Source organism: Longirhabdus pacifica, assembly GCF_004115085.1.
GTDB lineage: Bacteria > Bacillota > Bacilli > Paenibacillales > DSM-105158 > Longirhabdus > Longirhabdus pacifica.
Window position 1 is genome coordinate 18,083 of record NZ_QXJP01000007.1, and the last position, 21,049, is coordinate 39,131.

Annotated in this window: 16 protein-coding genes; 7 read left to right on the forward strand and 9 right to left on the reverse strand. The window is 37.6% G+C overall.

Features of this window, described 5'->3' with window-relative positions:
* Positions 1-104 precede the first annotated feature (104 nt).
* Positions 105-737: a DJ-1/PfpI family protein gene (locus D1Z92_RS07080; protein WP_240666614.1), complete on the forward strand. Its 633-nt coding sequence runs from the start codon at positions 105-107 to the stop codon at positions 735-737.
* 62 nt (positions 738-799) lie between these two features.
* On the opposite strand, the gene D1Z92_RS07085 is transcribed toward D1Z92_RS07080, so the two are convergent.
* The 4 genes from D1Z92_RS07085 to D1Z92_RS07100 form a co-directional block, all read right to left on the reverse strand.
* Positions 800-1,774: a patatin-like phospholipase family protein gene (locus D1Z92_RS07085; protein WP_240666602.1), complete on the reverse strand. Its 975-nt coding sequence runs from the start codon at positions 1,772-1,774 to the stop codon at positions 800-802.
* Positions 1,775-1,948: 174 nt separating this feature from the next.
* A complete protein-coding gene (locus tag D1Z92_RS07090; protein ID WP_128894972.1) occupies positions 1,949-2,617 on the reverse strand; it encodes a BsuPI-related putative proteinase inhibitor in 669 nt (222 codons plus the stop codon).
* Between the two features lie 204 nt (positions 2,618-2,821).
* Positions 2,822-3,316: an LURP-one-related family protein gene (locus tag D1Z92_RS07095; RefSeq protein WP_240666615.1), complete on the reverse strand. Its 495-nt coding sequence runs from the start codon at positions 3,314-3,316 to the stop codon at positions 2,822-2,824.
* A gap of 36 nt (positions 3,317-3,352) precedes the next feature.
* Positions 3,353-4,084: a hypothetical protein gene (locus D1Z92_RS07100; RefSeq protein ID WP_128894974.1), complete on the reverse strand. Its 732-nt coding sequence runs from the start codon at positions 4,082-4,084 to the stop codon at positions 3,353-3,355.
* 286 nt (positions 4,085-4,370) lie between these two features.
* Between D1Z92_RS07100 and D1Z92_RS07105 the strand changes: the two genes are divergently transcribed.
* Positions 4,371-5,147, forward strand: a complete 777-nt coding sequence (locus D1Z92_RS07105) for an ion transporter (RefSeq protein ID WP_240666603.1) — start codon at positions 4,371-4,373, stop codon at positions 5,145-5,147.
* Between the two features lie 219 nt (positions 5,148-5,366).
* Complete coding sequence (locus tag D1Z92_RS07110) at positions 5,367-6,572, forward strand: MFS transporter (RefSeq protein ID WP_276318870.1); 1,206 nt, start codon at positions 5,367-5,369, stop codon at positions 6,570-6,572.
* A 91-nt stretch (positions 6,573-6,663) separates the two neighbouring features.
* Here D1Z92_RS07110 and D1Z92_RS07115 read toward each other — a convergent pair whose 3' ends face one another.
* Both D1Z92_RS07115 and D1Z92_RS07120 read right to left on the reverse strand, forming a co-directional pair.
* Positions 6,664-8,163 carry a pyridoxal phosphate-dependent decarboxylase family protein gene (locus D1Z92_RS07115; RefSeq protein WP_128894976.1) on the reverse strand — a complete coding sequence of 500 codons (1,500 nt, stop codon included), beginning with the start codon at positions 8,161-8,163 and terminating at the stop codon, positions 6,664-6,666.
* 29 nt (positions 8,164-8,192) lie between these two features.
* Entirely contained in the window at positions 8,193-9,356 is a 1,164-nt protein-coding gene (locus D1Z92_RS07120) for a DUF819 family protein (protein ID WP_164931495.1), read from the reverse strand.
* Positions 9,357-10,169: 813 nt separating this feature from the next.
* On the opposite strand from D1Z92_RS07120, the gene D1Z92_RS07125 reads away from it, so the two are divergent.
* On the forward strand, positions 10,170-11,588 hold the full coding sequence (locus D1Z92_RS07125; protein WP_128894978.1) for a LysM peptidoglycan-binding domain-containing protein: 1,419 nt from the start codon (positions 10,170-10,172) through the stop codon (positions 11,586-11,588).
* A 112-nt stretch (positions 11,589-11,700) separates the two neighbouring features.
* On the opposite strand, the gene D1Z92_RS07130 is transcribed toward D1Z92_RS07125, so the two are convergent.
* The gene (locus D1Z92_RS07130) at positions 11,701-14,472 is read right to left on the reverse strand and encodes a calcium-translocating P-type ATPase, SERCA-type (protein ID WP_128894979.1); all 2,772 of its coding nucleotides are present in this window, start codon (positions 14,470-14,472) and stop codon (positions 11,701-11,703) included.
* 255 nt (positions 14,473-14,727) lie between these two features.
* Between D1Z92_RS07130 and D1Z92_RS07135 the strand changes: the two genes are divergently transcribed.
* The 3 genes from D1Z92_RS07135 (at position 14,728) to D1Z92_RS07145 (ending at position 19,162) form a co-directional block, all read left to right on the forward strand.
* Positions 14,728-16,512, forward strand: coding sequence for an Rqc2 family fibronectin-binding protein (locus D1Z92_RS07135; RefSeq protein WP_306438810.1), 1,785 nt, complete (start codon positions 14,728-14,730; stop codon positions 16,510-16,512).
* Positions 16,513-16,706: 194 nt separating this feature from the next.
* Positions 16,707-17,951 (forward strand): YheC/YheD family protein, encoded by a 1,245-nt coding sequence (locus tag D1Z92_RS07140; RefSeq protein ID WP_128894981.1) that lies wholly within the window; start codon positions 16,707-16,709, stop codon positions 17,949-17,951.
* Positions 17,952-18,058: 107 nt separating this feature from the next.
* Positions 18,059-19,162 carry a KamA family radical SAM protein gene (locus D1Z92_RS07145; RefSeq protein WP_128895128.1) on the forward strand — a complete coding sequence of 368 codons (1,104 nt, stop codon included), beginning with the start codon at positions 18,059-18,061 and terminating at the stop codon, positions 19,160-19,162.
* A 9-nt stretch (positions 19,163-19,171) separates the two neighbouring features.
* Here D1Z92_RS07145 and D1Z92_RS07150 read toward each other — a convergent pair whose 3' ends face one another.
* Together D1Z92_RS07150 and D1Z92_RS07155 are read right to left on the reverse strand one after the other, a co-directional pair.
* Positions 19,172-19,708, reverse strand: a complete 537-nt coding sequence (locus D1Z92_RS07150; RefSeq protein ID WP_128894982.1) for a GNAT family N-acetyltransferase — start codon at positions 19,706-19,708, stop codon at positions 19,172-19,174.
* Between the two features lie 105 nt (positions 19,709-19,813).
* The gene (locus tag D1Z92_RS07155) at positions 19,814-20,953 is read right to left on the reverse strand and encodes a hypothetical protein (RefSeq protein WP_128894983.1); all 1,140 of its coding nucleotides are present in this window, start codon (positions 20,951-20,953) and stop codon (positions 19,814-19,816) included.
* Between the last annotated feature and the right edge of the window lie 96 nt (positions 20,954-21,049).

The following is a 21,049-nucleotide window of genomic DNA, read 5'->3' on the forward strand; positions in this document are numbered from 1 at the left end:
TAAATATTGGCATTCCCATGAGAAATTATGTGTTTGCAGATGATCCTGAACAGCAGGCCACCTCCCTTGCGGTGGAACATGGTATTGGGGTGGCTGTATCCTCTATTCATGATGATGCACTTGAACCATATAAAAAGTGGAGAGTAGGCATTTTCATCTATGAGGGCGTAGAAGAGCTAGATTTTGCAGGACCTTTCGAAGTATTTTCTGTAGCTTCGTATCAAACTACGATGTTTGATGCACCACAAGAAGACAAACCATTTGAAGTGGTAACGATAAGTAAGGATGGAAATGGTATTACAACACATAATGGACTAGCTATTACTCCGAATTATAGTATGGAAAACACACCTGATTTAGATATTCTCATCGTTCCTGGTGGAGTAATTGAACCTATTTTCTATGACGAAGACATTAGTAAATGGATCGGAGAGCAAAGTAAGAAAGTCGACATCCTATCTTCAGTGTGCAACGGCGCATTTCTCATCGCGAAGCATGGGGTACTGAACGATAGAACTGCAACAACACACTGGCAAGTCATATCGGTGTTCAGAGCGTATTTTCCTGACGTTGAAGTGTTGGAAAATGTAAAATTTGTAGACGAAGGAGATGTGGTGACTTCGGCTGGTATATCCGCAGGATTAGATATGTCATTCCATCTACTCCAACGACTTACAGGTAAAGAAGTTGCAGCACAAGCGGCAACGTTTATGGAATATGATATAGAACTAGAGTAAGCTAAAATCAAAAACAACAAGAAAAGGGAACGAACATCTTCCTTTTTCTTGTTGCTATCCTATTAATCCCATGCCAACCAACGGTTCAAGCGTTCATAGCAATGCTTTGCGTCTTCATAGCCTTGTGCATACAGCCCTTCCAAGCGTTCTTTATTTCTTTCCACTCTTCCTACCGTTACTTTTTCTTGCGGTTGAATAATAAACGCTTTTCCTTGTTGTTCTAACTGTTTCAACAATCGCAATGATTCATTGTATGCATCCGCTAGCTTAACCAACGATGATGCTAACCCTCTATATCTAGGGTAGAAAAATCGAACTAATCGCTTACGTTTGAAAGCTTTAATTTTAAACGTATTATCTTTTGTTAAAATAACGATGGCCTTTTTGTTTCCATCTTCAAAAACTTTACGGATGGGAAGTGGATCAGAAATCGCACCATCAAACAGCGTTTTTCCATTCAGTTTCACAGATGGTAGTGCAAATGGCAAACTACAAGAAGCGCGCAACACCTCATGTAAATCCCATTCATTGCTGCTACAATCTTCTTTACTAATGTAAATTGGTTTTCCTGAGTGCCCATCTGTTGTGCCAATCAAAAAATGTTGGTTAGATGCATCAAATGTCTTGAAATCAAGCGGTTCATATTGTAGTGGAATCGTTCGGAAGATTAAATCCAACTTTAATATACTTCGCTGCTTCAAAACATTTCGAACACTCATATACTGGGGATGGTCGATGTAGTTCACAATTATGTTTTTATTTCTCCCTGATTGCTTGCTAATATAAGAAGTGGCGCTGCATGCACCAGAAGAAACACCAACGATGTAAGGAACATGAAGATCTTTTTCCAAAAAATAATCTAAAACTCCTGACGTGTATAAAGCTTTCATCCCTCCCCCTTCTAGCACAAGACCTATTTTATGGGGATCTTTATCTTTAACATATGTATGATTTGGGATTATTTTTCCTTTCTCTTCCTTGGAGAGTTGTTGCTCCTTATTGGTTGTTGTTGGTCTTGGTGTTAGTGGTAAGGTCAAATGATAGCTCCTCCTTGAACAAGACGAACATCACATTCGTCCCGTGCATATAGAGGTTATCTTACCCTTATTGACGTAGAACATGAGAAATTGCAGTAGAAAACAAAAAACTTATCTTCATACGTAATCCATAGGTGATCAGATAAGTAATTTTCTACATGCAGTTGATGAGGATTATTGTTCATTTTGTATCATAAAATAATTTTCTTCGTATACTTCATAATCCTTTTTCTCGGATTTTATTTCGTAATGTATATCAAATCTCACTTTATATAACTCACTAACAGACCAGTTTGGATCTGATAAATCAATATTCGCTTTAGTAATGAACGATTTACCACTGCCTATGACTTCATCCCAAATTACGGTTGCATAATCTAAACCGTCACTGTATCTATACGTTTCTTCATCTTCATCATTGTAAATCACAATATCATAGTATAACTTAGTATCGAAAGTAGCCGTGACCTCTTCCAAGGTTGGATTATGAAGTATCAACTGTAATTCTAAATTTCGATCAGCATTTATATTTGTGATTAGAAATGTTTCTAAATGACCACTATGACATGGTGGGTTACAATCTTCGCTATCTTTTACGTTTACTGTGTTGGTTTGGCTATCCCAAGCCACTTCTTTTTGAAATAATTCAGACATATCCCTTAAAGGAACGTAAGTTACTCCTTCGTAAAGTATATTATCAACGTCGACTACTTCATCATTGATCATGATATTTATAGCATTCAAAAGCACTTTAATATTGGATGAACTTGCTGTGAAAGAAAAACCACTTAATACTATGCATATCAAGATCGCCACTAGTAACAACTTTAATCTACTTTTCACCGTCTCATCTCCTTATCATCTTGCATTAGTTTTAATATATTCATTCTAACTAACTTAACCTTAATTTTCCATATTATCTAGTGTGCTTGAATATGAGAATGAGAAAATGCAGTAGAAAACAAAAAACTTATCTTCATACGTAATCCATACGTGATCAGATAAGTTTTATTTGGCTTGATGCTGGAAAAGATTTTAAGTCGTTGCCTATGAGCTATTGTTTTGACGTTTCTGTATGGCATTAACTCCCATAATGACAGCTATAAGTTCATAGTCATCTATATGTTCACTATGATTGTCTAAACAATAAGCATCGGACTGAAGCCATCCATTGACTTTTTCGAATTGTGCGATGCAAGTACCATCATTTTTGAAAACTTCATAGCTTTTAGAGAACGCTGGGGACTTAATTTCATATAGGCTAGAATCTTCTGTCTCATACTCAAATTTTTTCGAGAACATGGACAGCCTCGCTCTTAATAACCCCAACTGATTGTCATGTGAATCGATGACTTTCCACTTGGATGAGAAAAATGGGAAAGATCCAGAACAAATGAGATTTCGTTTACTATCGCAAATTTCCAAAGAAGAACCAAACGCACTTTTCAAATCAAGCATGCCAATTAATTCTGCACTCTCATTTAATATTTCCGTTTCGCCAGCGTTAAAAAAATTATCTTTGAAAAATAGTTTCACTACCATCACCTACAAATAGATTCAACTTCATTTCAGAAAACGTTAAATTATAACAAGTTGAGTCAGGATATATACGATCAATAAATAACCGGTAATAGATAGTATAACAAATAAAAATAATTTATTCTCCTTTACGCTAAAAAACTTCACTCCAAACAGCACCGTGAAAGATAGCGCACTTAAACAAGTAATACTTAAAATGAATAACGATAAATTAGCTGCAAAAAAACCAAGTAATCCACTTAACAGAAATCCTGCAGCAAATACAGTTTGTATCGCACCTAAAGATGTTAAACTTTCTTTCCACGTGTACTTTTTGCTTCCAAATCGATTTCCGAATAAAAACATCATACCTAGCAATGCGGCAATAGATATCACACCTAATAGTAAAAATCTCATCGCAATCAAAAATTCATTTACATCATAGAAGTAAAGTGTTAAAGCGCCTAATTTATTACCTGCTGCAAAACCTAAAAAAGAAAAAGAAAGAACAGAAGCCGCTATACCTATGATACCATATACCATATCATTTTTAGTTAACGTTAAACTTCCTATCGGATTGCGAATGATGTCAACCAACTTATTTTTATCCACTTGTTGTATTGCATCCTTCATTTTTTCATTCAATGCGTTTGTGTTCGTCTTATCATTAGTAGAGTTTGTATTAGTAGAATTTGTATGTATAGGACTAGACTCAGATGTAGCTGCAATTTCGTTACAGTGATGCTTTGTATTAGCATCTAACTTCTCACCACAATGTGTACAATATGACATGTAATACCTTCCTTCTCATAATAATTTAAATAATCAAACAAATATGAGTATAGACTAATTTATATATAAGTGTAAAGCATTTTTTGTCAATATTTATAATTATTTTTGTTATTTTATCTCATATTATCGATTTTAGTCATGTATGATTTCTTCTCTTGTAACGAATTTTTACAGGGAAAACTTTGAAAGAAAAGCTGTTCCATGATATTCTATTTATTGGTGCTGTAACCGGATATCCATGAATACACTGTATTAACTTATTACGCTTAAAATGAAAGGAAAGGTAATGAATCTTAAACATATTGTAGAACATTCTATTTTTTCACGTTTTATCTTAACGATTATTATTATTAATGCCATTATCATTGGACTGGAAACAGATCCCGATTTATATCAATCCTATCATTCGTTATTTACGATGATTGATATTGTATTTCTAGCCATCTTTACGATTGAAATTGCATTAAAACTTATTGTGTATCGCGGAAAATTTTTCGCAGATGGTTGGAATATACTTGATTTTGCCATCGTGTTTGGTAGTTTAGTATTGTATAGCTCTAATTTTGTAAGTGTGCTTCGTATTTTACGCGTATTAAGAGTACTGAGAACGATATCTGCTATTCCTTCATTACGTAGACTCGTTGATGCCTTGTTTATGGCTATTCCTGCCATTGGATCGGTTACTGTATTGATGTGTATCATTTTCTACATTTATGCTATTATTGGTGCTACTTTCTTCAATGAAGTTGCTCCTGAATATTTTGGTAATTTGTCATTAAGTGCGCTCACTTTATTTCAAGTATTTACGCTGGAGAGTTGGGCTAGCGGCGTCTTCCGCCCTATTTTTGCAGAAGTGAGTTGGTCATGGATTTATTTTGTATCCTTTATTGTAGTATCTACCTTCATTATCTTGAATCTCATCGTCGGGGAGATTGTAAACAATGCGCAAAAACTTTCCGAAGAAATAGAGGAAGACAATCAAGATTTACATAAGGTCATGAAAGAGATTGATGAATTAAAACAGTTAATGCTGCAAAAAGAAAACCATAACGATGTGAAATAAGAGTCGTTCAGATCATGTGGGCAATGTATACTATTGTTATTCACTGTATACTGTATCAGATAATCATTGATTATCTGGTTTTTTCTATTAGGAGTTTAGTTTGACCTATGGCTGGCCTATGTATGTTTTCTTATCATATGGTTAATATACTTTTAATTATCTTTTTTATATTATTCTTAAGTAGCATGATGCTAAGTTACGCAAAAGGTGGGGACTATTATTTCATTATTATCACAAAATAAAATGAGAATGTTTATTCTCATGCTCAATATGTTTATTACGATGGTTGGTGTAGGTATTATCATTCCTGTCTTACCAACCTTTCTGCAAGGATTCGAAAACCCTGGAGTAGCCATGGGCTTACTAGTGGCCTTCTTTTCTTTTGCACAATTTATATTTTCTCCTATTGCCGGTAGGTTGTCGGATGAATGGGGAAGAAGATTGCCGATTATATTCGGATTGTTCATTTTTACTGTATCACAAGTTATTTACGCATTTGGAACGGAACTTTGGGTGCTATACATATCCAGATTGTTAGGCGGAGTCGGAGCCGCATTCGTCACTACTCCAATGTTAGCTTATATCGCAGACATTACGACAGAGAAAGAACGTGCCAAAGGAATGGGATTGATCGGAGCTAGTATGTCATTAGGCTTTGTCATCGGTCCTGGTGTCGGAGGATTTCTAGCACCATTAGGCATTCGGACTCCATTTTACATTGCTGCTATTATTGCAGGCATCGCTACGATATTGTCTTTCTTTATGTTACCTGAAACGTTATCTAAAGAAGCACGAATGAAAAAACGATCGCTACAAGGACAAAAAGAGAATATGCTTAAGCAGCTAGTAAGATCATTCGGTGCTCCTTATTTTGTGTTACTTGTTCTTGTATTTACGATGTCATTTGGACTTGCAAATCTAGAAGCCATTTTTGGTCTTTACGTGGATCGAAAACTAGGATTTACTCCTACAGATATCGCCATTATTATTACCGTCGGTGCTTTAATAGGGGTAGTCATACAAGCATTAGCCGTAGATAAACTGGTCAACAAATTTGGAGAAGCAAAAGTGATCAATTGGAGTTTTTTCATTGCTGCAATTTGTAGTATCGCCCTTATTTTAACGACTACGTTTTGGGGAATCTTGCTCGGCACAATGGTTTTCTTTACTGTTACTTCCCTTATGCGACCAGCACTCAACACGTTACTCTCAAAAATGGCGGGCTCACAACAAGGTTTTGTTGCAGGAATGAACAACATGTATATGAGTCTTGGTAACATGATTGGACCAGCGCTTGCTGGTGTACTGTTCGATATTCAAATCAATGCACCGTTTACTGTCGGTGGCAGTGTCATGATGTTAAGTATATTCATATTTTCCATCTGGCTCTGGCAAAGAAAACAACGTGCAGTGGAAACATCTTAAATATCATACTATGTACAAAAAGCTGCTCGTAAGGTTCATTTTCCTTACAGAGCAGCTTTTTGGTGTTAAGATCATGGTTATTGCGTCATGGTTATTTTTGATTATTACGTCTCCATCGAATAAATACATGTCCCAAACGATCACTCAAACTAATTTTTTGCTGTGTTTTTGAAGCCCCTTTACCAGCCTGTTCCATTACCTCTACTTCCTGTTCAGGAGGAGCTAAATCAGCAGGAAGTTCTCCTCTCGGACTATATAGATTTCTCATCATTTGCAGCACTTGTTTTTTCACCATACCTCTCAATGGTACGCGTGATATCATACCATACATTGCCGCTCCACCTTCATAAGCGTAATGCGGATTATCACGAACTTCATTCACAGCATGTTGAATATCTGCAATATACTCATCCGCGATCACTTCATGTCCAGGCATCACCATGCAGTGCAGACATTCGGGTCTCTGCTGTCTATCTATATGCCAACCCCGTGCTTCCAGCCGATCGGCAACAGCAAATATATTTAGCTTCGGGTCTGTAGAGCGGTAAGCGAAGACACTCATAGGTGGAGTACTCATGACCTCTAGCCCATCTATTTCTTGAATCCCGTTCATGATTTTTTTTGTCGTATCCATAATGACTTTTGTTTTCTCTACGTAACCTTCCTCACCAAAATAATGCAACACTGCCCAAGCTGCTGCAAAAGCTCCTCCTGCTCTTGTACCTAGCAATGCAGGGGATGCAAATACTCCACCAGCCCAGTTTTCACTCACAAAAAATTGCGATTCCAGATAGGACATGTTGCGATACACGATGATAGAAGCACCTTTCGCTGCATACCCATACTTATGTATATCTGCGGCGATAGAAGTCACTCCTTTTACCCTAAAATCAAATAATGGTACGTTATACTGTAATTTCTCTACAAAAGGCAACAAGAAACCTCCCAGACAAGCATCCACATGTAACGGTAAACGATGACTATGCGCAATCTCACCTAATGCTTCAATAGGATCAATCATCCCATGTGGATAGGAAGGTGCTGAGGCAATGATGCCTATCGTATTGCGATTTATTTTCCGCTTCACCATATCAATTTTCACCTTGTAATCATCGTCGAGCGGAATACGTACCAATTTAACCCCAAAATAAGAGGAGGCTTTTTCAAAGGCAACATGAATGGATTCAGGTACGATCATTTCTGGTTTCTTAATCCATGGCTTATGTTTTTTTGCATAATCTCGGTACGTTTTTACTGCTAGTAAACAACTTTCCGTTCCTCCTGAAGTCATCGTGCCACATACGTTCTCATCCCCATGAAGCATGTTCGCAGTCATTCTAACGACTTCGGACTCCATTTTCTTTAAGCTTTTAAACGCGAGTGGATTTAAACCATTTTCAGAAAGATACGTCGTAAAAGCATCATGTAAAAATTGCTGATGTTCTTCTCCTAGATAGTATACAAGGCTCCATGTCTTCCCATCTTTATAATTGACATCGCCTTCTTTCATCTCTCTTAATTGCTCCAGTATACTTTCCTTCGCTATTCCTTTTTTCGGTAGCGTCACATTTTCATCTACTAATGTTTTCATTGTTTTATCTCCCTTTCATCTTTATATCTTTATATCCATGATCGAAATAATAAACCGATAGAAATACCTAAATAATTACCCGCAATGTATCCCAAAATTCCCATGGATAAACCAGACAAAATCACGCTAGGATTTTTGATAGATGCAGCCACAAGTGGAATAAATGGAGGCGAGCAAATAGCTGCCGTGGAAGTGACGAGAAATGTATCCGTATCGATAGAGAAAATTTTACAAAACAGGGCATGTAGCAGCATCGAACCGAAAATGGCAGTGCCGACATAAATGAAAATATCTCCATTAACAAAACTTAAATTTTCTAGTCTCGTCATAGAGCCGATGATGATACAAAATATATAAATAAAATACATACCAAATGAAAAGGTACGAGGAATTTGCCTCACCCTATCTATGAGTGAAATGGCTACACCAAACGTCGTAATACATAAAATAATGACTGCCGTTTGCATAGATGATGCAAAAAATGAACTAATACCAAATGAGATAGCAAACAGAATGATAGATAACAACAATGCACCAAGTAAATATTTCAAATAAGACGGTTTAATCAGATCTTTATATAGTGTGATATCTTCTATTTCCGCTATATCCCCATTATTGTTAGCGCTTTCATTTTGCTGTTTGAAACGAGGTAAGATGAGTTGAAATACACTCCTCCCTATCGTCAACACAAATACAATAAATAATAGGGATAAGACGGTATCATAAGCTAAAAAAACAGCAAATAAGTCGGAATTCACATCCAATGCAGCTTGAATAGAGGCAAGATTGGGCGTTCCACCAGTATAAACGCCAACAGATAAGCCCGCTAATTGATACGCTTCTTCTGCGTACCGTTCACTGTAGAAAAACGTTAAAACTCCAACAATAATGGTGACAGACGTAATAGCCAAGATCATCGATAATAAAGCTTTACCTGCTAATTCACTAAACCAACTTCGAATATTTAATGAAAATAAAAGTAAGGGTAGTGCGATCATGATCATGATGCCAGAAAATGTTTCAAGATCAGCTGGCGGTATGTGTGATAAGTCAAATACGTTGCCAATAAATAATCCTGCAAAATAACACAACAGAACGATCCCTATTTTACGGATGGCAGAAAATTGGATGCAGGCCCAAATGATAATAGCCGGCATCATCAGAAAATAAATGAATAAAAACATAGTGGGCATGTAGTGCAACATCTCCTTTGAATTATATTGAATTTTAAATATTCTGAATATATAGTATATTTATTGCGCCTATCCCCTATACATTCCACTATTACACTGTCCATCATAGATGTTATCTCTTATATACTATACTTTATCTCTATGAAAGAAAATATATTTTCATTACTTTACTTGGATTTAGTAGTATAAAGTGATCCACAGTATATGATATATTATGCTTGCATAGAGGACATAGTGTAAAATAAAGAACGTAGTAGCTGCATTTCACCTATGTTTGGAGGTTATAAATATGCGCGCTCTTCTAAGAAGCGTTATTTTCATTATTATTTCTAATTCTGCGATGAGTACTTTCATGTTTATAGTAAGTTACACACCAGCATCTGAACGAAGAGAAGGCACTTATTATTTCTCTTTTTCTGAACTATTTATATTTCATTTTGTGTATCAAAGTGTGCCTGTTGTAATTATTGCTATTTTGTTTATTTTTTTAGACATAGTAAAAAAGAACAGAAAGATGAATACCTTCACTATTAAAATCATCATGACTTATTTTTTTATTGCATTGTTCATATATTCTCTGTATTTTATTCCATTTTTTTCTTTACATTTTATTGTCTTTGGATTGTTCATATCTTCATTGGCAGCAATCATCTTCGTTTCTACACATATCGCTTTACATTTTCTATTTAACTTATTATCAAAGCCGTTCACAAACAAGAACGTCTAAGCATAAGTAACGAGTACGAGAATATATAATAACATAACCATTCATATTGACCACAGTTATTTTAGTGTAACGAGGGAGAGGTGGCTATGTTAATCCATGTTGTGCAGAGCGGGGAGAGCTTGTGGTCTATTGCCAAACAATACAATACCAATCCAAATCAAATTTCATCAGCCAATCAGTTAAGAAATCCAAATCAATTAGCAGTCGGGCAATCACTAGTAATCCCTTCACCATATACATATCACGTCATTCAAGAAGGAGAGTCGCTATACCGTATTGCTGAACAATACCGTACAACAGTAGATGCTATTGTGACTCTTAATAACATAACAAATCCCGCACTCATTTATCCAGGTGTTCGGCTTCTTATTCCCCCTACTATCCATACCGTAAAAATGGGTGAGTCCGTTTCACAAATTGCAAGAGATTATCAAGTGACCGTGCAACAACTACTCAACGCAAACCAGATAACAGACCCTAATCTGATTCAAGCTGGCTCGTCCATCATCATTCCTTTCAAAAGAGATGAAATCGAAGTCAGCGCGTTTCTTTTAGACATGGGAGAAGAAGGTGCACAATTAGTTTCTCAAGTAGATCCTTATCTCACCTTTATCATCCCCTTCACGTATATTTTTTCAGCGGATGGCAGCTTGAATGCGCTAAACGATGAACCTGTCATTCAAACCGCACAACAAGAAAATATTGTACCCATCATGGCTGTCACGAATTTCACTTTTAATGATCCAGGTTCTACATTAGCAAACACGCTTTTATCCAGTGAAGCGTTGCAAACGAAACTTTTAACCGAAGCCATCGCAATCATGAAACAAAAACAATATAAAGGCATTAATTTTGACTTCGAAAATGTACTTCCCGAAGATCGAGAAAAATACAATCAGTTTGTACAGCTAGCTGTAGATATGCTTCATCCAGAAGGTTTCTTTGTTTCCACTTCACTCGCTCCAAAATACAGTGCAGATCAAAAAGGCTTGCTTTACGAAGCACACGATTATGCGTTCCATGGCAACGTTGCTGATTTTGTCATTTTAATGACGTATGAGTGGGGTTACCGCAAAGGGCCTCCACAAGCCATTTCGCCTATCAATCAAATTGAGCGAGTGTTAGATTATGCTGTATCCGTTATGCCTAGAGATAAGATTGTCATGGGGTTTCAAATCTACGCTAGAGATTGGCTACTGCCCCATGTGCAAGGACAAGAAGCGCAAACGTTCAGTCCTCAAGAAGCGGAGCAAAGAGCCATAGAATCCAATGCAGCGATTCAATATGACGTTCTCGCTCAGTCTCCTTATTATCAATATTATGATGAGCAAGGGAGAGCACACGAAGTATGGTTTGAGGACGCACGGAGTGCATTAGCCAAATTTGATACGGCAAAAAAATATAATTTGAGGGGCATTGCTTACTGGGTATTAGGCTATCCTTTCCCACAGAATTTTTTGCTGTTAGATGACCAGTTTGACATTAAAAAGTATTCATCTTCATGAATGAATAGAAAGGAAATGGATAGAAAGGAAACGAAAAGCTTTGGATTATCGATAACGATACACGCCAAAGCTTTTATATTATGTTAATTTTATTTGTGCTACAGGTTTTTTACTATTTTCTCGTTGCATGATGAGGAGCAGAAGGAACGATTAATTTTCCCTTTTTATTTTTCTTTAGCACACTACCAATACCGAACACCACCGTAGGTATCGCTGCAAATATCATAATTAATATCCAGTCCCGAACATTCAGATCCACAGTATGGAAGATGGGCTGAAATGCATCGACATACACGACCATGAGCAACAACGCGATAGAAGACAATACTGCGATGACAAGGTAACGGTTTTCTAACATGTTGCGATGGAATATAGAGCGAGAACTTCTACAATCGAATACGTGGATAAGTTGTGCCATCACCAGTGTAGAAAAAGCAACGGTTTGCGCTTTATCTAACGCTTGTGGAGCTTGTTGCAATACAATCCAAAACGCGGCCAACGTACATACACCAATCATGGCACCTCGACTTAATATTTTCCAACCTAATCGGCGGGCAAAAATATTTTCTTTCGCATTGCGGGGTTGTTGTTCCATCAAATCATCTTCCGCTTGATCCACACCTAATGCCATCGCTGGCAGACCGTCTGTGACGAGGTTAACCCACAGTATTTGTATAGGGACAAGCGGTAGCGGCATGCCTAGCATCATCGCCATAAACATGACTAAAATTTCACCCACATTAGAAGCAAGTAAATAACGAATAAACTTGCGTATATTCTCGTATATTGATCTCCCCTCTTCTATTGCAGCCACGATCGTCGCAAAATGATCGTCGCGTAATACAAGAGAAGCGGATTCTTTCGCTACGTCCGTACCCGTAATCCCCATCGATATACCGATATCTGACGCCTTAATAGCAGGAGCATCATTCACACCATCACCCGTCATGGCAACGACATGACCTTGCTGCTGCATCGCTTTTACAATTCGCAATTTATGTTCAGGTGATACTCTCGCATACACATATACATCTTCTACTTTATTCGCAAGCGCCTCATCACTCATCGCAGCTAACTGTTTACCGTTAATGACCATGCCACCTTCAGGAATGAGTCCAATGTCTTTGGCAATCGCTTCCGCTGTCGATTGATGATCCCCTGTAATCATGACAGTTTTAATTCCCGCTCGTTTACACTTTTGAATCGATTGCTTTACTTCTTGCCTTGGTGGATCAATCATGCCCGTTAGACCAGCAAAAACCAATCCTTTCTCCGCTTGCTCTGCTGTTGTGCAAGCTTCTGTTTTACGCACATCCCGAAACGCACAACCAATGACACGCAATGCAGATCTGGCCATCGCTTCATTGGCAGAAATAATTTTTGCTCTCAGCTCACTGGTCATCGGAACCATTTTGCCTTCCCACATCGCATACGTACATTGATCCACGATGACGTCTGGAGCACCTTTAGCAAACACTAATTGTCTGCCTTGATGCTGTACAATGACAGACATACATTTACGTTCAGAATCAAAAGGAAACTCCTGCTTTCTTTCATACGATTGCTCCAGCGAATCTCGATGATATCCTGCTTTGGCGGCAAGTACCATTAAAGCACCTTCTGTCGGGTCCCCTTTAATGTTCCATACTTGCTGCGTTGCGTTTGATCTCTTCTTTTTCTCTTTCTTTACTTCTTCCTGAAATAGCTCTGCGTTATTGCATAAGGCAGAAATTTGCATTAAACGGCGCAATGTTTGATGGTTACGTGTGTTCATCACCTCTCCACGCTTCCGCATTTCCCCTCTCGGCTCATAACCAGCGCCAGTCACTTCAATGACCGTATTTTCTACCCATAAATGAGTTACGGTCATTTTGTTTTGTGTGATCGTACCCGTCTTATCTGAACAAATGACAGATGCGCAGCCTAACGTTTCTACAGAAGGTAATTTTCTAATGACCGCATTGCGCCTAATCATGCGCTGCACTCCAAGCGCTAGTGCAATCGTGACAATAGCCGGCAAACCTTCAGGAATCGCAGCAACCGCTAAACTCACACCAGCTAAAAACATTCCGTATGCCGGTTGACCATGCAAAATACCTGCAATAACAACCATAATCGTCAATCCAATAGCTACGGCAATAAGCAGCTTACCGAGTTGATCTAAACGGCGCTGTAGTGGTGTTTGCATCGTCTCCGTGTTTTGAATTAATTCTGCAATTTTCCCCATCTCTGTTTGCATGCCTGTTGCAACAACTACCCCTTTCCCTCTTCCTCTCGTTACCATCGTGCCCATAAAAGACATATTTTTCTGGTCGCCGAGTGCCACATCCTCTTTCCCAATATGTTGACTATGCTTAGAAACAGGAACGGATTCTCCGGTTAAGGCAGACTCTTCCACGTACATATCGCTCTCTTCCATTAAACGCACATCTGCAGGAACTCTATCTCCACTTTCCATCATGACTACATCACCGGGAACCAGATACAGGGCAGGTATCTCTTGTAATTTCCCATCTCGCATGACCTTGGATAGCGGTGCTGACAATTGTTTCAATGCTTGTAACGACCGCTCTGCTCTAAATTCTTGGATAAAACCTAAAATACCATTAATTAAAATGATAGCGATAATCGTAATCGCATCCATGTACTCTCCTAATAATCCAGAGATTAGTGTAGCGACCACCAGCACCAACACCATAAAATCTTTAAATTGACTAAAGAAAATAGCAATTGGGGATGCTTTTTCGGCTTCCACTATCATATTTTGCCCGTACTTTTTCTCCGCTTCTTTCACTTCATTTGGAGAGAGTCCTTGTTTCTCGTCTACTTGTAAAGTTTGTATTACTTCCTCCCGTTTCATATCGTACCATTTATGCTCGCTCATCCTTTACCCTCCCAATACCGTTATTCCACATTTCAATTGGACAGCCTCTATATACATGTATTCATCATCAGTCGTAAATATGATTATGTTTGTCCTGCTCATCACCATCATGCTGGAAACAGCTTTTCCTTGTATCCCTATGACATAAAACCGATAAAGCTACGTCCTCCTTGTATATTCCATGATGCACTTCCACTGTGATATAATATAAAAGTTGCTCCTTTATTCAGGTGCAGCTTTTTTTAAAAGATTGGAGTGTTTACTTTGTCATTAGACGGTATGATGGTTCACACCTTAAGCAAGCAAATGCAACCATGTGTTAAAGGGCGAATCAATAAAATTCATCAACCAAGCGAACATCATGTTATTTTTCATATACGTGCTGCGGGTCAAACATTGAAATTGTTACTATCCGCACACCCTACTTATCCTCGTGTACATGTGACAGAGAGACAAGCGATCAATCCGCAAGAACCTCCGATGTTTTGCATGTTACTACGCAAACATTGTGAAGGTGGAATCATTCAAGGCATTGAACAAATGGAAGCGGAACGAGTCATTCATATCCATATACAAAAAAGAGATGAACTCGGTGACATGACGCGAAAAACGCTAATTATTGAACTCATGGGAAGACATAGCAACATCATTCTCATTGATCCTAAAGAAAATAAAATATTAGACGGTATTCATCACATTACACCAGCCATTAGTTCTTATCGTGTCATTATGCCTGGCTACGAATATGTCACTCCGCCAAAGCAGCACAAGCAAAACCCATTCGTATTAACGGACAAGCTTTGGGCGCAAATGATGGATAGCATCACAGAAGCAGACAGTGATCTCGCTGTTGCCAAGTGGATCGTAGATCAATGTAGTGGCATCAGTCCACTCGCTGCAAAAGAAATATTGTATCGTAGTCACATCCCATTGGATCAAACAACAGGACAGCTTACACCGGAGCAAGTAGAACAATTAACAACAGAGCTGAAACAATTCATTGAACAAATACAAAGCGGGACAGTTACGCCCCACATTACGGAAAGTAAAGAAGGAAAATATTATTTTTATTGTACGGAATTAACACACTTAAACGGCACTGTAGAGCATTTTTCATCGATACATGACTGTCTAGAAGCTTATTATAGTGAAAAGGCAGAACGTGACACGATAAAACAAAAAGCAAATGACATTATCAAAAAATTAGAAAATGAAAACAGTAAAAATAAAAAAAAGCTAATCAAATTAGCTCGTACATTACAAGAAGCAAACCAAGCAGATAAATACCGTATATTCGGGGAATTGCTCACTGCGTCCATGCATGAGATCACGAAGGGTGATCAAGAAATAGAAGTGATCAATTACTACGATGAGAATCAAGAAAAAGTAAAGATCACATTAGACCCTATGCTCTCCCCTTCGGAGAATACACAAAAATATTTTAAAAAATATAGCAAATACAAAAACAGCCTCACCATCGTAAATGAGCAAATAGAACAAACGGAACAAGAAATCATTTATATTGAAAATATATTACAGCAACTAATGACCGCAGATATAAACGACTTGCAAGAAATTAGAGATGAGTTAGTGAAGCAAGGTTATATCAAAAAAAGAAATAAAAAAGAAAAAGGCAAGCAAAAAAAGAACAAAAACAACATACCAACCATGCACTGCTATACTTCTAGCGAAGGCATTCCGATTTATGTAGGGAAAAACAATATACAAAATGAATATATTTCCATGCGATTTGCTCGCTCCAACCATACTTGGCTGCACACCAAAGATATACATGGATCTCACGTTGTCATTTACAGCAGTGAGTTTGGGGATCAAACGTTAGAAGAAGCTGCGATGTTATCTGCATACTTTAGTCAAGCAAGACAATCAAGCCAAGTTCCCGTGGACTATACCTTTATTAGGCACGTACGTAAACCGAATGGCGCTAAACCTGGCTTTGTCATTTACGATAATCAAAAAACATTATACATCACACCAGATGAAGAAAAGATTCAGCGCTTGAAACACGAAATGAAATAAAAGAGTTAAAACTGAAATACGTACACGACACCTCCTATGCAACCTGTCAAATGTCACACAGGACAGATGACGCATAAGGGGTGTTTTTTTTCGTTCAAAATAGTATATATGTCCCACGATACAGGCCGTGGACGAATAACATCTACCCACATATGCTGTAATAAAGGTTCATCAAACAAAAGGAGGTTCATCAAGTGGGTAGTAAACGAAAACGTAAACCAGTCAAACTTCGTTCAGATTCCTCAACCTTACTAGGTATTTTTGTGAATCAAAAGCATATTGAACGTCTGTTGAACCAAGTTGAATACACTATTCCATATTTAAAGGGATTAATGGATGCCAATAAAGTAACGCAACATACGATTTACTTTTTTTCTATAAAAGATATGCATCTCAGTGAAAAAAAAATTCGCGGAACATACTATAACGAGAAAGAAAAAACGTGGAAGAAAAAGTCTTTTCCACTACCCAACGTGGTATATGACCGTTACATTACAAGTCAAACAGACAGAAGGAAAGTGTTATCCATCCGACAGCAATTAAAAAAAGCAGAGGTGAAATTTTTCAATCCCACTGCTATTTTATATAAATGGAAAGAGCAAAAATTGTTAGAAAAAAATCCTCTCGTTAAACCGTATTTACCCCGCACCACGTTCATGGCATTTAACAAGAAAGTCAAATTAAAAAAGACCTTAATTCAAATGTTTGCACATTCCCCAAGCTTATACATGAAAGGGGATCACTCCTCTAGAGGCGCACAGGTCGTCTATATGAACAAAATATCTAAACATGCTTACGTATATAGTTACAATAATACGAAACTAGTAGCAGGAAAAACAAAGACGATCGACGATATGATCAAAGCCCTCACACCATTATTACAAAACAAAAATGTCGTCATTCAACATGCTATTGATGTCATTAAAATCAAAAAACAGCGAATTGACTTTCGAGCTGAACTCATACGTGGTTACGATGGTAGTGTTCATATTATGGGTATTAGTGCCAGAATAGGAAGAGTACGATCTCCAATTACAATCAAATCTACTACGATGCCTTTTGGTGCTTTTATGAGCAAATATACATCATTAAATGAAGAACAAATCCAACAATTACGACAAAAAATTGAAAAGACACTCATACAAATTCATAAAACATTAGAAGCGGATTTAGGGAGAATTGGAGAGGTAGGGATTGATTTTGCACTCGATAAAAAATATAAACCGTGGCACATTGAAAGCAACATTCGCACATTGAGAGTTTCGTTTTTGAAAACTTTTGAATCGCACAGAACTCAGCAGTACTTTGTTCACTTGCTTCAATACGTGGAAGATCTTCACAGAGGATCTCCTGTCGTGCAACGAAAAAACCGAAGACAAATCATAAAAAATAAAAGGAAGAAAAATAATGCTCATCATGTAAGTGACAATGTACGGTAATTCACTTTGTCAGCACACTTATAATACAGCACTACTCATCATACCTTCTCCTGTCACACCATACAATAATATAACTAGGCTAAACATTTCACGATGATGGGATGATGATCATGCAACCAAAATACATTCATTCAATTGAAAATGTCCCTTATTTAACTGAAAAAGAAAAAGCTGCATTACAAATCGTAACGGAGAAGTTTATGTTTCGTGTAAATGACTATTATCTGAATCTCATTGATTGGTCCAATCCGGAAGATCCACTACGTAAGTTAGTGATCCCCAACTTAGATGAGCTAACGGACTATGGTCGATGGGATGCATCAGATGAAGATACGAATTATGTGGTGAAAGGATGTCAGCATAAATACAAAGCTACAGCTTTATTAATCGTTTCCGAAGTATGTGGGGCTTATTGTCGTTATTGTTTTAGAAAAAGGTTATTTCAACCTGATGTGCAAGAGGCAACATCTCATATTGCAGCTGGGCTGGACTATATTTCCCAGCACGAAGAAATTTCAAACGTATTGCTTACTGGAGGAGACCCGCTTATTTTATCCACAGCAAGAATCAAAAATATTTTGGAACAAATTAGAGACATACCCCACGTTCACATTATTCGAATAGGAAGTAAAATGCCCGTATTTAACCCTATGCGAATCTACGAAGATGAAGCATTGCTGCAAACTATTGCTGACTTTTCGAATGCTAATAAACGCATTTACATCATGACACACATCAATCATCCGCATGAAATTACGGAGCAGGCTAGAAGAGGCTTTGAAAGCTTGCATCAAGCTGGAGCCATTTTAACAAACCAAACCCCTATTTTAAAAGGAATCAATGACGATGCAGACGTACTGTCATCATTACTCAACAAACTGTCCTATGCAGGGGTTGCACCGTACTACTTTTTCATGAACCGTCCTGTCATTGGTAACCACTCCTTTGCCCTTTCCTTAGAAGCAGTGTATCAACTAGTAGAAAAAGCTAAAAGTAACGTATCTGGACTTGGAAAACGGGTAAAGTTAGTGATGAGTCATACTTCGGGGAAAATTGAAATTTTAGCAGTGGAAAACGGAAAAGCATACTTAAAATATCATCAATCCCGTGATGGGGACGAAGGCAAATTTATGATATTACCTTGCCCCCCTACTGCTGCTTGGTTCGATGATTTACCTGGAAGTGAACAGTATTGGAATCAAAAAATGTAACGAGGAATGCTACTGATTCAATAGCCATTCCTCTCTCAACAATCCCATATGAATATCATCGTAGTACTTGCCGTCTCTAAACATTTCTTGGCGCATTACTCCTTCTGTTTTAAAACCACACTTTTCGTAACTTTTGATCGCCCGCTTGTTAAAGGAGAATACGTTTAACTTCACTTTATTGATATTCATTTGTTCAAATATAAATCGTATTAGTACTTTCAACGCGTCCGTTCCATATCCACGACTCCAGTAATTTTTATCGCCTATAAAAATACCAACCGTCGCTTTGCTGTTCTTCCAATCCAGACCATTAATGCCACAGCCTCCGATGTATTTACCGTCTTCTAGCGTCTCAATGGCAAAGTTATATGTATCATTGGAAGAACTATTCTCCTTATACCATTTCTCCTCATCTTCTAGCGTAAAGAGGAAAGGAGTTTTCCCCACCAGATTTTTCATCACTTCAGGATCGTTAATCATCTTTAATGATTGCTGTATTTCTGCTTTACGATGTTCTCTTAATCTCACTTTTGTTCCTGTATACATGTCCGTTTCATCCTTTCATTGTGATCTTGATTATTCATAATGCTCCAGATCGTATCCCTTTATTTCACCTTCTATCTTATAAAAATGGTAGATTCTTATCATCTATCAACACGACATGGTGAGAATGTAGATTTCGTTGTCTATACCTTCCTTTTCAATTGGTGACATATGTGGTGGTGTGCATATCACGCTGTAACCGTAGTCCCCTATCCTATTATAGCTTTTGATGATTGGAGTGACTGAAATATGGGAAAAATCAATTACCTCATGACTTATTTGATCTATAAAAGCTCTTCTTTCTTCACTCCAAATAAAACATTGATGCAGTTTGTCTTCTTTGACTACAAACCATCCCCTACTCATTTCGGTTCTAAATTCAAATAAATATTTACCGTTAGCTAATTTCTCAGCTTTATATATGTTATATATTATATCCTCTACGGTAAAGAGCTCACTTATTTCCACTGTCCCGTCTGCATGGATTGCGCCAACACACATAGTGTGAGCTCTATTAAACACAATGTGACTTGTTCTGTCAAAATGCAAATGCATGATTTGTACACCATGTACAACAAGTTGGTCCAGCTTCCTCTCTTGCAACACATTACATGCTATATCTATCTGTCTGTGAAGTGTATACCCCTCATCATGTACAACCTTCAACACATGTATTTCATTATCATGGATATATACTTTATTATTTATTGGTTTAGGCACTTTCTTGATTTTGTCTGATATGATTCTATTCTCTTCCAAATGTATTCTTCTTAATTTATCCTGCTTTTTATTGTCCCATGAATCTATAGCATACATAAAAACCTGTTGATCGATATAACCAACAAAATGTCCTACAAATTCTCTTTTTCCTTTTTGCTTTTCTAAGGATTCTCTGTCACGTAAGGGCAGTAAGTATTCTTTTTCAGAAGGAAATACACTTGCCATAACCCAAGGTTCATTTTCCACTGTTTTAAACAAGGAGAATGGTCCAATTATTTTAGCTGTTTCTTCTAGTGAATCTATCACCGTTCCTGTTTGATCCATCCAAGTGTGCAGTATAGCCTCCGCGAAAAATTTGCAATCAGAATAAACTTTTATACAACATATCACATCTTCTTCTAAAGCTATACTATCCTCTATGTCTATCTTTCTTTCGCTACGAACTGTGGTGAAGTGTCCACTTGGCATTTGCTGTACTTCCACCTGTAACTCAATGCCTTTTACAACGAGCTTTTGCTCTGTCTTCATATCTACCCCTCCAATGTGATGCTCCCATGCCGCTGTTCTTTATACGCTAATGGGACTACTTTCTACTATGATGCACATTACATGTTACTATATTGA